This is a genomic window from Neobacillus drentensis (assembly GCF_036962765.1).
Lineage (GTDB): Bacteria > Bacillota > Bacilli > Bacillales > Cytobacillaceae > Neobacillus > Neobacillus drentensis_C.
The window spans coordinates 3,630-16,562 of sequence record NZ_JBALOS010000093.1; the positions used below are offsets into that span (position 1 = coordinate 3,630).

At 38.3% G+C, this 12,933-nt stretch carries 11 protein-coding genes; 4 read left to right on the forward strand and 7 right to left on the reverse strand.

All coding sequences use genetic code 11. The features are described from left to right. Positions 1-133: 133 nt before the first annotated feature. From V7137_RS13120 to V7137_RS13130, 3 genes are all read right to left on the reverse strand, one after another. Entirely contained in the window at positions 134-1,753 is a 1,620-nt protein-coding gene (locus V7137_RS13120) for an ATP-binding protein (protein ID WP_335698500.1), read from the reverse strand. 273 nt (positions 1,754-2,026) lie between these two features. Beyond that, a complete protein-coding gene (locus V7137_RS13125) occupies positions 2,027-3,019 on the reverse strand; it encodes a metal-dependent hydrolase (protein ID WP_335698501.1) in 993 nt (330 codons plus the stop codon). A 51-nt stretch (positions 3,020-3,070) separates the two neighbouring features. Beyond that, a complete protein-coding gene (locus tag V7137_RS13130) occupies positions 3,071-4,213 on the reverse strand; it encodes a glycosyltransferase family 4 protein (RefSeq protein ID WP_335698519.1) in 1,143 nt (380 codons plus the stop codon). Positions 4,214-4,489: 276 nt separating this feature from the next. Between V7137_RS13130 and V7137_RS13135 the strand changes: the two genes are divergently transcribed. Then, positions 4,490-5,842 carry an alkaline phosphatase gene (locus tag V7137_RS13135; protein ID WP_335698502.1) on the forward strand — a complete coding sequence of 451 codons (1,353 nt, stop codon included), beginning with the start codon at positions 4,490-4,492 and terminating at the stop codon, positions 5,840-5,842. Between the two features lie 141 nt (positions 5,843-5,983). Here V7137_RS13135 and V7137_RS13140 read toward each other — a convergent pair whose 3' ends face one another. From V7137_RS13140 to rpiB, 4 genes are all read right to left on the reverse strand, one after another. Then, complete coding sequence (locus V7137_RS13140; protein WP_335698503.1) at positions 5,984-6,766, reverse strand: GNAT family N-acetyltransferase; 783 nt, start codon at positions 6,764-6,766, stop codon at positions 5,984-5,986. A 245-nt stretch (positions 6,767-7,011) separates the two neighbouring features. Beyond that, positions 7,012-7,527, reverse strand: coding sequence for a DUF2269 family protein (locus tag V7137_RS13145; protein ID WP_335698504.1), 516 nt, complete (start codon positions 7,525-7,527; stop codon positions 7,012-7,014). A 199-nt stretch (positions 7,528-7,726) separates the two neighbouring features. Next, positions 7,727-8,692, reverse strand: coding sequence for a class II fructose-bisphosphatase (gene glpX, locus V7137_RS13150; RefSeq protein ID WP_335698505.1), 966 nt, complete (start codon positions 8,690-8,692; stop codon positions 7,727-7,729). Positions 8,693-8,737: 45 nt separating this feature from the next. Beyond that, a complete protein-coding gene (rpiB, locus tag V7137_RS13155; protein ID WP_335698506.1) occupies positions 8,738-9,202 on the reverse strand; it encodes a ribose 5-phosphate isomerase B in 465 nt (154 codons plus the stop codon). A 383-nt stretch (positions 9,203-9,585) separates the two neighbouring features. Between rpiB and V7137_RS13160 the strand changes: the two genes are divergently transcribed. The 3 genes from V7137_RS13160 to V7137_RS13170 all read left to right on the forward strand — a co-directional run bounded on the left by V7137_RS13160 (position 9,586) and on the right by V7137_RS13170 (position 12,782). Then, positions 9,586-10,413, forward strand: coding sequence for a sugar phosphate isomerase/epimerase family protein (locus V7137_RS13160; protein ID WP_335698507.1), 828 nt, complete (start codon positions 9,586-9,588; stop codon positions 10,411-10,413). Next, positions 10,413-11,312, forward strand: a complete 900-nt coding sequence (locus V7137_RS13165; RefSeq protein ID WP_335698508.1) for a sugar phosphate isomerase/epimerase family protein — start codon at positions 10,413-10,415, stop codon at positions 11,310-11,312. Before V7137_RS13160 ends, V7137_RS13165 begins: the two co-directional genes overlap by 1 nt. A 150-nt stretch (positions 11,313-11,462) precedes the next feature. Then, positions 11,463-12,782: an MFS transporter gene (locus tag V7137_RS13170; RefSeq protein WP_335698509.1), complete on the forward strand. Its 1,320-nt coding sequence runs from the start codon at positions 11,463-11,465 to the stop codon at positions 12,780-12,782. Positions 12,783-12,933 lie beyond the last annotated feature (151 nt).

Consider the following 12,933-nt stretch of genomic DNA (forward strand, 5'->3'; position numbering starts at 1 on the left):
AGATGTCACGAAGCATGTAGTTAAACGGGTTGATAAACTTATACGAAAAACAACAACCAATGCGAAAATAGCCTTAATAAAAAAACAAAAGGGACATATCAGGATAAAAGAATTGTCTCTTTTGTTTACTTGTCTAACTGTAATTAGGTTGGTAAAGGGGGAGCACAATCGTAAATTCTGTGCCATTTTCATGACTGCTGGCAAGGATCGTTCCTCGATGATTTTCCACAATCTTTCGAGATACAGATAATCCCAGACCAGTTCCAGTGTCTTTAGTCGAAAAGAACGGATCAAAAATATGCGTCAGGATAGAAGAGTCAATCCCTCTTCCGTTATCTCGGAAGATAAAATGAACATCACTGTTAACTAACCGTGTGTTTAGGTTAATTTTTAATGGATGATTCCCCTTCGCCTGCAGCGAATTCTGATATAAATTAATAAAGACCTGCAATAATTCTGCTCGGTTACATAGGATAGAAAGTTGTTTTGTGTCCGGGTGAATATCGATATACAAATCTACATTGTGTAGTAATGATTCACTTTTTAGGAATCCCCCGAGGTAATCCAGTAAAAACTTCTGAATTTGGATCACTTTAAACTCATTATCTGAAGGCTTGGTGATCCTTAAAAAATCAGAGATAATGTTATTTGCACGATCGATTTCTGGTATTAACAAACTAGAAAAGATGTGTGAGATATTATCATCAACATCACTTGCTAGAAATTGTAAATATCCTCTTACGGTAGTTAATGGATTTCTAATTTCATGAGCGATTCCTGCTGCAATTTGACCGGCCAGGGCTTGTTTTTCTGACTCTTTCATTTTTTCATCAACTAAATACCTGTCGGTTATATCTCTGAATTGACCAAATGCACCAACCACTTTTTCATCTTCATAGATTGGCTGGGCGTCAAATAGACATACAATTAAGTTCCCATTTTTATTTGTAATTTTAAGTTCGACATTCTCTAGTCTCTTTTCATCCTCAATTACCCGTTTAAAATAATCTCCAATCAATCGTGAGTGATAGATAGTCTTCCCGATCTCATCACTTCTCCTAGCGTTGAAAATTTGCTCAGCAAAATCATTAAACTCGTGGATCATCCCTTTTTCATCCGTTATGACGATTCCATTTTTTGATCTGCTTATCATGATTTGATTCAAAATATTAAGTTTCCTATTTTGTTTTCTTAGCAGCAGTTCTCTCTCAATAGAATCTACTACTTGAGATAACATCGTTAATAATAACGGATTCTGAAAATAGACTGGCATCATGATCGAAACACTGCCCAGCATATTATTATCATCTCTATAATGAAACGGTGCGCCGTAACAAGCGATCTCATAAAGGAACTTATGATAATGGTCTTTGCCTATTAATTGGACCGGGTGTCCTTGCTGTAGGGCTAAGCTAATGACATTTGTTCCCGTATCTTCTTGTGAAAAAAGGCTGCCCAATGTAATCCCGAATTTTTCTACCGTAGATTTGATGGTATCGTCACCAACCATATCTAATAAGTATCCGTTTGAGTCCGAGACGCAGATCAAAATCGGCGTTCCTTGTAAAGAATCCAATAGTTTAGTTGAGAAATAACTGACAACAGATAAAATTTCACAATAAGCCCTTCTTTTCAAATCTAGTTCAATTTTTGTCATAAATCTTTTTGGTTTGGCGATCACATCTGGATCCATGCCGCTATATTTGCACATTTTCTTTGATTGAATTATATAGTATGGTTCTTCTTCACTCATCGTTTTGCCACCTCTAGGTTTGTGAAAATAAAACATTAGTAAGTTAATAATAATTTAAAGAATGTTCTTTAGGCTATAATAAAACCACTATTTAGTAAAAATTAAAAAATTTGTAACCGGAATGTGACCAACTTTGTGAAGAATAGTGAGGTCTGACACCCTACTTTACTATAATGAAAGACAGAGGGCGAAATGCTCTCTGTCTTTTCGCATTCAATGTTAAATAGATAATAGTTAAACAGTTTAGTTTGATATTGAAGTAAGTATTTTCCTTTATTTGATAGAGGAATGGTTATTTGTTAAGCTTCGTAACACTTTTTTGTATTGTTTTAACGAGCGTACCTTTCCTATATAACTATTCTTGCTTTTAAAATCAGTGGAAATAAACATGATAGCAAGGGAAGGGAAAAATTTTTTAGTTCGAAAACGAAGATCTTTCCAAAAAACCAAATAGCCGTTTTTTCTCACATCAACAAAAGGATAAGCGAACGTTGTACCGGCAAGAAAGTCTGAAACAGTCTGGTCTGTTGTACTATCCGAAACTAATTCCGGAAAGTCGATTTTTTTGGCAAGAATATGTTCTATATAGAGACTATTATTAAAATAAACGCCAAATAAGAAATCCTCACCCGTCTCAATAATAATATCCCATTTAAAAGGAGCGGTACGGGGGATTAGTTTTACACCGTCTGCGTTAATAAAATGTTGCTGTAGATACTTTTTTGTTTTGAGTGCGGACAGAGTTCGAACTGTAAGATACAAAAATATGAAAACATAAATGATTAAAAAGGTGATCCCTGCCTGGTAGAATAAGAGTAAAGCAAATCCTAGAAAATGGAGTATCAAAATGTAAGGATCCAATAATGGGATTGCGTCAAAGGCGATCCATTTTCGAGAAAAAGGAAGCAGGATTTGTGTTCCATGGACATTGAATAAATCAAAAAGGACATGAAGAATCACTGCTAAAAACGTCCATAAAAATAGATGAAAAAAGGGTAATCCGAAGAAGAATGGATATATCAAGCTTGAAACCAGGATGCCCCATAAAGGAAGAAGAGGAAGTGAATGTGATAGGCCTCTGTGATTTCGAAAATAGCTGCCCTTTCCTTTCAATCGATAGAGGAAGTCAAAATCAGGTGCATTTGAGCCAATAACCGCACCTAATATGACCGCCTGTGAAAGAGTCTGATTAGATGATACGGCAGGATCGATTTGAGCAAGAGCACCAATGCCTAACCCTATGATAATATGCGAAAAAGTATCCACGCAATCACTACTCCTTCCCTATAATAAATTGGTGAAAAATCGGACAATCAATCATGCATATTTTTGTTTCTTTGGTTCTTCGATAACGGCTCGATAATTCATAAGTAAATGGGCAAAGATTTTATCCCAACTTTGTGTAAGGGCATAATTCCTTCCTTCTATCCCCATTTGCATTCGCAGGCTTTCATTTTCTAATAGTTTCAAGATAGCGTTCACAAACTCCGTTACATTGCCCGTTTCACACAAAAAACCTGTCATCCCTGCCTTATTAATATTTTTTACGCCTCCGGAATCGGCGGTAATAGCGGGTATACCACTTGCAAGTGCTTCAATCACAACATTTCCAAACGTTTCAGTAGGAGATGGGAAAATAAATAAGTCTGATGCGGAGTAGATTTCTGCTAATTGTCCTCCTGTTAAGTATCCTGTAAAGGTCATGGATGCAGGTGCTTCGAGTTGCAATTCTTCTCTTTGTGGTCCGTCTCCGATCACAAACCATTGAACTTGCTCGTTGATCTCAGCGGGCAGTGCGTTTGCCACAGCTAGAAGTGTCTTTACATCCTTTTCTGGTGCTAACCTGCCTACAAAGGTTAGGAGGTATTTTTTGGATATCCCCCATTCCTCTCGAATAGCTTGTTTTTCATAAAAAGGATGAAAAAGCTGGCAGTCGACTCCACCTGGCCAAACTTCTAAATTGGTAAATCCATGGCATTTAAGTTGAGATAACGTTTCATTAGAAGGAACAAATAATTTTTTAAAGGGTTTATGGAACCAATTCATATATTTCCAAAGGATTTTTGAAAAAAATTGAAGGTCATAAAATTGCAAGTATTGGTCAAAATCCGTGTGATAGGAGCCGACTAATGGAATAGTTAGTTTTTTTGCAAGGTAAACACCACAAAGTCCCATGTTAAATGGTGTAGCGACATGGATGATGTCTGGGGAGAATTCTTCTAATTCGGATTTAATACGAGAAAGATTGGGAAAAGCCAGGCGACACTCAGGATATAAGAAAAAAGAGAGACTTTTAATGCGACGAACGTGGGAAGAAGCATATTCCTTTGAAATCGAATCAGGTGCAAAGACTTTGTAGGAGATGTTTTGATTATCCAAGTAATGAATAAAATGTTTAAGCGTGCGAGCAACACCATTGATATCTGGATCGTACGTATCAGTGAAAATGGCGATCCTCATAACATTCCCTCTCTGACCAATTCTGAACATCCGTAATGGGGATACATTCGATACATAAACGTCATCCTCATCTACTCCCTCCAAAAATACATTCTCCTTTCATTGTATTAGATTTAGAGTCCTATACTTCTAGAGGTACTGTTAAAAAAATGTAAAGATTTTGTATAGTAAAAAAGCGCAAGGCGATTATTAAGAATTTTTAGAGTTTTTGTAAAACTACTGTATTACCTGATTAGACAGCCCTTTTTTATGTTATAAAAGGGAATGGGATAGGAAATGGTTGCAAATATGATTAGTCCGTTAAAAAGAAAGGTGTTGTATGCATTGTTAAATTCCAATGTCGAGCAACAATATAATAAACTGAATTCATTCCATCCTCTTATGAAATATAACGTAACGAAGAAGGTAAAAAATGTAATCTTACTAATCGGCGATGGCATGGGTTTTTCCTATACAACTGGTCTACGCTACTTCAACCATGATTCTCAAAAAGGATTAATGAACCCCACAATATTTGACCAATGCTTTGTAGGTTCCCAATCTACCTATTCTTTAGATAGAGAAAGTAATATCACAGATTCTGCAGCAGCAGGGACGGCTTTATCGACGGGTTATAAAACTTATAATGGTGCCCTTGGCCTAAACATTGATAAACAGGCTGTTCCAACTATTTTAGAATTAGCTAAATTTCGCGGCAAATCTACTGGACTCGTAGGAACAAGTCAGATTAATCACGCTACCCTGGCAGCGTTTGCCGCCCATATGGAATCTAGAGAACAGTATGATCAAATTGCTGATGATTATCTGGACGAACGTATCAACGGGAAACATAAGATAGATGTGATGCTCGGGGGAGGAACTTCTTATTTCATACGAAATGACCGAAATTTAATAGAAGAGTTTGTTCAAAATCATTTTGGTTATATAACCAATTTTCAAGAGCTTGTCACGAATAAAAATGAGCAGGTGATAGGCTTATTTGCACCGATTGAATTGCCGAAAAAGATTGACCGAGGGCCAACTGTTCCTTCACTATCCCAAATGACGAAAGCCGCCCTTCAACGCTTAAAGCAGAATCCAAAGGGTTTTTTTCTTTTAGTAGAAGGAAGTCAAATTGATTGGGCAGGGCATGACAATGATATCGTAGGGGCAATGAGTGAGGTTAAAGACTTTGAAGCAGCGTTTAAAGCAGCAATTCAGTTCGCTCTCATTCGAGAGGATACGATTGTTGTGGCTACAGCTGATCACTCGACTGGCGGAATGAGCATTGATCGAAATGGTAACTATAAATGGAATCCGGCTGTTATTAAATCGATTACCTCAACACCGTCTGTCATTGCCAGACGGTTGCATGAAACAAAAGAAATGACAACCTTAAAGCAGCACATCCCCTTTCCGCTTCATGAAGAGGACTTGAAAATCATTCAATTAACGTTAGAAATGGAAGAAGAGGATACAGGACAGGCCCTAATTAATATCATCAACCACTATTCCAGTACGGGGTGGACAACAAAAGGACACACAGGTGAGGATGTTCCCATTTATGCTTATGGGCAAAATAGTCATTTGTTTAGCGGCAGAATGGAAAACAGTGATATTGCAAAGATTCTGTTTCAGATAATGGATTAACCAAATAATAGAATGAACCATTAATTTTGCGGGAGCGCCATTCCTTTAAGAAAGCGAACAGTAACTGCCACTGTTCGCCATTGGGGATGCGCTTTATTGCATTCATAATTAAAACTTAGTGGTCCCGCTGTTTTAGAAAAATCAACGATGCATAGTCCACATTCCAATATCCTTAAAGCCAAGTCGCTTATATATTCTGCCAGCTTCTGGGTTATCATAAAACAGGCAAAGAGTTTTTCCTTCATTTAAGACATCTTGAACGACCTTTTGCATAATAGATGAGGCGAGTCCTTGCCGGCGGTACTCCTTCTTAGTGCAGACTCCTACAATCATTGCCGACATTGAATTTTCCGCTGCGGTTGAAACACAAGCAGTCATGACACCATTATCCTCTGTAAAATAGGTTCTTGATGTATTAGCCTCCATTGACTGTACCAATACGTCGCGGGCATCACTTCTAACATGAAATTCCTCAATTGAATTGCGGAGTTCTATGATTTGATCGACATCCTCGATACTTGCCTTTTTATATACGACATCGTCGGGAGACAGGCATTCATCGTTACGGCATTCAGCAAAATAAGTCACTTGCTTCTTTCCAAGCTGTAACTCATCATAAGCTTCAAATTTCGCTACGATATCTGATTTTCCGGATAGGAGAATCGGCTGGCTGTAGCATTTCATAATCAATATAAAACCGCTCGTATCGAATTCGCCTTTTGCATAGGGAATAAAAGATTGATGGAACCGAAGGAGGACAGCTTTAATCGTGTCCTGTTCATCAAACTCGGCCCAAAGTTCTTGTGACTCTGAAGAATACCCGAAGGCCTCAATATCCCCAATGATAAATAGATTAATAGATGGTTCCTCACTTAAAAATGCGAGAACCTGATGATGATCTTGGTCTGTAAGCTTTCTAATCAAGTCTATTCCCCCTTAAAGTTAAATCCAAAGAATCTTCTTTATATCTACAATACATTAAAATTTAACAAATTTGTATTTTTTCTGAGAGTGCGAAATCAGCCTCAAATCCCTCGTAGCAGCAAACCATCAATTATCCCGCGAAAATCAAAAGAAAAAATATCGATTAGATAAAACAAGGGATACTGTTAAAAACCAGTATCCCTTGTTTTTATATCGGATTAACTATAAGAGGTTGCCTATCTACCTTAATTAGTAGGTTTCGAGACTAGATTCTTCCTTTTCCAAGGCTTAAATACTGAGATGCAGAAGATGAAAATCGTTATGACAACTTGAAAGATAATGGCATATTGCCTGATGGTTTGGTTTTGGATAAATTCTGGATTAACTAATGCCATAGCTTTTTCTGTCTCCAAGATAGCCAAATTTGCTAACATTAATTTGTCGACAATAAAAATTCCCACAATCGTTTGGCCAACAAAAAGGATCCATTTCACTGTAACCCAGCGATGCTTGAAAAACCCCCAATTGGTAAACAATCCATACACGAAACCAACAAGTAACGTTCCCACAGCTCCTGTTCTAATGATTTGGTCACTAATGACAACAATCTTTTTATAGGTTTCAAACGTCTCATCATAGGTTGCTAACTTAACCCCGAAATTTAACGCAACGGAACTCATAATTCCGCCAAAAAATAAAGCAACTAATATAATATGAATGATCTTTAACCATTTCATCCCCGCTGGCCCTAGCTTTTTCACAGATGTACCCCCTATGATCTTGGGATTGTTTTAGAATATCCCTGCTTGATTAGTTTACCAAGATAATAGGCTAGTAAATATCATCCGCGGTCGTAATTATCTATACGGCTTAGGTCTTAATTTCCAATATGGTTTTTTCAAAGAAGTTCAACAAAAAGTTGGGGAGCATTATGGGAAGTGGCAGTTAAAACTTTGTTGGTTATGAATAAAAAGTTGCATCGATATATTGTGAATTTTTCATTTCTCCGCCAATGGTAATGAAAGAGTGGGTAAGCATCGTCCCATTTTCTTTTTTCTTTACTCCATTTAACAGCATTCCATCGGTGATACCGGTTGCGACGAAGAAACAGTCATCTGTTTTGACAATCTCATCTAAAGTTAACGGCTTTTCAGGATCTCCTATCCCCATATGAATACAACGATTCCATTCAGCCTCATCTTGGGGAATGAGTTTTGCTTGGAAGTCACCTCCGAGGCATTTTAACGCAGTGGCGGCAATGACTCCTTCTGGGGCACCACCCGTTCCGACTAAAATATCCACATCAATTTCTTCGATAGCAGTTCCAATTGCGCCAGTAATATCAACATCGGAAAACAACTTCAAACGGGCACCAGCGGAAAGCACCTCATTCATTAACTCTTGATGACGCGGCCGATCCTGCATCATGACCGTTAACTCCTTAACTTCTTTTCCAAGTGCGAATGCTACAGCTTTCATGTTTTCCGTTAATGGTAATTCTATATTGATATACCCTTTTGCTTTTGGGCCGACTGCTATCTTTTTCATGTACATATCTGGGGCATGTAATAGGCTTCCTCGCTCAGCAACAGCAATAACAGCAAGTGAATTTTCTTGACCCTTCGACATGAGTGTTGTTCCTTCGACAGGGTCGACAGCGATATCAACAAGAGGACCATTTCCGGTTCCGAGCTTTTCATTAATGTATAGCATTGGGGCTTCATCCATTTCACCTTCACCGATGACAATACATCCTTGCATATCAATTAGGTTCATGCGGTTCCGCATCGCATTCGTGCCAGCCCCATCAGCCACGATTTTATCCCTCTTGCCGATCCATGGATAAGCGGCAATCGCTGCTTGTTGTGAGACTGCAAGAAAATCCATCACTAAACCGAGAGAACAGGACTGACTTTTTGTTTGCATGGTGTTTTCCTCCTCTTATTGGCTAATCCGTCTATTGGAACTAGATTAACAGCATGAACCGTTAAGTAGATATTCCTTTTCTTTCTCCATGATTTGATCAATTTTTCTGGCGGAATTACCGCCTTGGAAGGAAACGCTTAGATAGGCTGCGACTACCTTTTTGGCTAGCTCTTCTCCAATAACCTTTGCTCCGATGGTCATGATTTGGGCGTTGTTGCTAAGCTGAGCGCGTTCTGCTGAAAAAACATCATGGCATTGGGCCGAACGAATCCCTGGCACTTTATTGGCTGCTATCGACATACCGATCCCTGTTCCGCATAAGAGAATCCCGCGATCTAGTTTGAGGGCTGTTATGTCAGTAGCGACATTAAAAGCCACGGCAGGATAATCGAATTCATCCTCGGAATAACAGCCATAATCGACCACTTCATGCCCTAAGCTAGTAATATATAATTTTACTTCTTCTTTCATTTGAAAAGCATTGTGATCAGAACCAATTCCAATTTTCACAATTATCACTCCAATTAATTTGATTATCCATATTCTTTCATTTGTTTTCGTTTATGTCAATGTTTTTCTCCAAAAACGAAAAATAACGAAAGTAAATGATTGGTTTCTGTGACTGCTTATTTTGAGTGTAATAGGAGTATTATATGAATAAAACGTAAAAAATAGTTAAATAGTTGAATTATTACTCTGTTTATAGTTTTTTTCTTTCGTTTGTTTTCAAATAAAATAAATTAACGGAAAAACAATTGACAAAACAAAAACAAATGATAATATTCTAAATAGAGAAACAACTTGTTTGCTAAATGATTTTTGCGAGCGTTTGCTAAGGATTGTAAAATTCCGCAGCTACAAGTAGTTCAATTTTAAAAAGGGGGAAATCGCAAATGACGATTAAGTTTGGTTGTCACGGATCAACATGGGTACTCGATTATGATGAAAAAGTGGACTGCTTAGATCATATGATCGATACGGTTAAGAAAGCTGGGTTCAAGGGGATTGACGTTCAGTATGCTTTATTGGGGAAATATAATGAAGCGCCTGAGAAACTAAAAGAGAAACTTGATAGTCTGGATCTTGAGTTGGCAGCCATCACCTTACCATTCAGCTGGGAAAGTGACACAGAATCCGAGGAAGAGAAACAACGGGCTGATTATTATATTAACTATTTAAAACACTTCCCAAATGCAAAACTAAATCTACCTGCACGAGTTGGTCCAAATCGCGACAATCTATTAAAAAGACAACGAGAGATTATTAGTTGCGTGAATGCCGTTAGTAAACGTGCTGTTGAAAACGGCGTCGTTGCGGTATTCCATCCACATTCTCCAGCAACTTCTTATTTTAGAACGGAAAGCGATTATAATCTTCTATTTGAAGAATTAGATACAAGATATGTAGCTTATACACCTGATGTTGGCCACATTGCAGCAGGTGAAATGGATCCAGTCGAAGTGGTTAAAAAGTACTTACCAATTATCAAACATGTTCATTTTAAAGATTGCTCGAACAACTTTGAGTGGAAAAAGATGGGTACAGGTGATATTGATTTCCCTGCCATTGTTCAGTCGTTAGTTGATTTTGGCTATGATGGCTGGATTATGGTCGAAGAAGAAACAGAAGAAACGAAAACAAATGCTGATCAATGTATCTATGATATTAGTAAATATGTAGATGAAAAATTAAAGCCTATTATTAACGGAGTAAGAATTTAATGAGTAACCGAATCATACCATCGCTGCTCGTCACTGAAGTGTTTTTCCCGGTAAAAGATGAAAAGGGTTTCGCTGCGAGTGTAGTAGAAAATTTGGGGTCCCAAGGTTTTTACCGCTCATTTGAAATCGGGGATGGGTATGATCAAGAGGATCGAAAAAGAATTTTACAAGCAAAAGAACAAAATAACTTATCGATCTTACAGTGGTTAACATTCCTAACCTATAAAACAGATTTAAATGTTTCTGCAATCGATGCTAGGTTAAGAAAAAAAACGGTTAGACAGATGAAAGAAAGCTTATATCTAGCAGCAGAGTGTGGGGTTTCTACCGTTGCGTTTGTTCCTGGTCCTGATCCAGGTGCTCATTTACGGAAGCAAGGACTTGAAGCATTTTATGAAAGTCTTTGTGAAGTCTGTGAGGAAGCAGCTACATTTCATATGCATGTATCAATTGAAGCGATGGATCGCGAAGTGCATAAAAAGCGAGTATTAGGTCTCACAAGTGAAGCCGTTCCAATCATTTCGAAGGTGAAGGAAAAATATTCGAATGTTGGTCTCGTCTTTGATACAGCACATGTGGCACTTAACGGTGAAGATATTTTTACCTCATTAGAATTAGTGAAATCAACGATGGACCGTCTGCATTTTGCGAATGTGGTCTTAGAGCCAGTGAGTCCTTTATATGGTGATAACCATATGCCAATCGGCGAACCAGGCTTTTTAACAATCGAAAAGATGTCTCGTATTTTGCAAAAAGCCGATGAGTTTGGCATCCAGTCTGAAAAAGGCTTACCTGTAGCAGTTGAGGTACAAGGTAGAGACAAGAATGATTATTTTGCAAATGAGAGAACGATTAGAGCTGCACTAGAAAGTGCGATGAACCTAGTCGGAAGTAAATAAGCTCCTACGTTGTCCGTGGCAAGCTAAAAGTTTCAGCAAACTATCCTTTTCTTCCTACATAAGATCGGGATAGATTTTTTTAGCATCCGTGAAAGCGCTATCTGAGAATTTTTTTAAAAATAATAAAAAATTAGGTGTAGGAGGAATAACATGAAAACAGAACAAGCGCTTCAGACGGATTTTCCAGCTAAGGCAGCGAAAACGAAAAAGAATTTCCGTTGGACCGTCGTTATTTGGCTATTAATCGGGGGGATCATAAACTACCTGGACCGAACAAACCTCTCGATTGCAGCTCCGGCGATGATTAAGGAATTGGATTTAAATATGACGCATATTGGACTTTTAGGTACTATTTTTTCCTGGACGTATGCTTGCATGCAGCTTCCTTCCGGCTGGTTGATTGATAAATTCGGGGCGAAGCGAATTTATTCGATTGCAGTTCTGTGGTGGAGTATTGCAACCGCTTTAACAGGTGCCTGTAACAAGATGCTCACCTTAGTTGGAGCGAGATTCTTGCTTGGGGTCGGAGAAGCACCGTGTATGCCTTCTAATGCTAAGATTACTTCTCAATGGTTCCCTAAGAGTGAACGAGGACTAGCAACAGGGTTTTGGGATGCATCCTCAAAAGTTGGTCCAGCCATTGCTCCTCCTATCCTCGTTGCGATTCAAGTAGCGTTTGGCTGGCGTGCACTTTTCTTCATTACTGGTGCTATTGGTATTGTCTTTATCCTTTTATTTATGAAGTTCTACAAAACACCGGATCAAAGTAAGCTGCTTTCCAAAGAAGAATATGACTATATTAAGGCTGAAGGCGGCGCAAGCACCGATACTGTTGAATCGACCAATATTAAATGGAGAGAGCTATTTAAGTATAGAAGCGTTTGGGGGATGATCGGTGGCTTCTTCTGTACGATTTGGATCTGGAATATTTTCCTTACATTCTTGCCTTTATATCTATTAAACACACAAAATATTACCTTTAAAGAACTAGGCATTTATGCGGCCATTCCTTATCTTGGTGGGATTGTCGGTAACTTAGGCGGCGGTTACATCACAAAGGTGTTAGCGGATAAGAAGATTTGCTCTCCGATTAACGCGAAACGTGGTCTGATTGCGGTCAGTGCACTACTAGCAGCTGCATTTGTCATCCTTCTACCATTTGTTCATGGATTAGCGATCACGATTACCTTAATGACGTTAGCACTGTGTGTTGTTTCAGCGATTACTGGCAGCGCTTGGGCATTATCTGGTGACGTAGCACCTCCAGCGATGGTTGGATCTGTCGGTGCAATCCAAAACTTCGGCGGTTACTTTGGCGGGGCATTTGCACCATTAGTAACTGGTATTATTTTAGATACAACAGGTTCTTATTCCTTAGCATTTATTTCTGGCGGGGTCATTGCTGGGTTTGCTGCCTTCTTCTATTGGTTTATTGTAAAAGAACCAATTAAACCTGCTAAAGAAGCTTAAAGAATGAAATGAATAAGAGGGCTGCAAATTGTAGCCCTCTTATTTTTTATCATGAAATGGTTGAATTTTGTCGAAAAGAGAGGGAAAATTTTATCTATTTTTAATAAAATGAAAATTGACACAATAAAACACGAGAGTTATGATTGTAAAT

What these genes read in the sequence shown, in the direction of transcription:
- V7137_RS13170 (WP_335698509.1), top strand. Translation starts at nt 11,463, where the DNA reads ATGAAAACAGAACAAGCGCTTCAGACGGATTTTCCAGCTAAGGCAGCG.
- V7137_RS13130 (WP_335698519.1), bottom strand. Translation starts at nt 4,213, where the DNA reads ATGAGGATCGCCATTTTCACTGATACGTACGATCCAGATATCAATGGT.
- V7137_RS13120 (WP_335698500.1), bottom strand. Translation starts at nt 1,753, where the DNA reads ATGAGTGAAGAAGAACCATACTATATAATTCAATCAAAGAAAATGTGC.
- V7137_RS13160 (WP_335698507.1), top strand. Translation starts at nt 9,586, where the DNA reads ATGACGATTAAGTTTGGTTGTCACGGATCAACATGGGTACTCGATTAT.
- V7137_RS13165 (WP_335698508.1), top strand. Translation starts at nt 10,413, where the DNA reads ATGAGTAACCGAATCATACCATCGCTGCTCGTCACTGAAGTGTTTTTC.
- glpX (WP_335698505.1), bottom strand. Translation starts at nt 8,692, where the DNA reads ATGCAAACAAAAAGTCAGTCCTGTTCTCTCGGTTTAGTGATGGATTTT.
- V7137_RS13135 (WP_335698502.1), top strand. Translation starts at nt 4,490, where the DNA reads ATGGTTGCAAATATGATTAGTCCGTTAAAAAGAAAGGTGTTGTATGCA.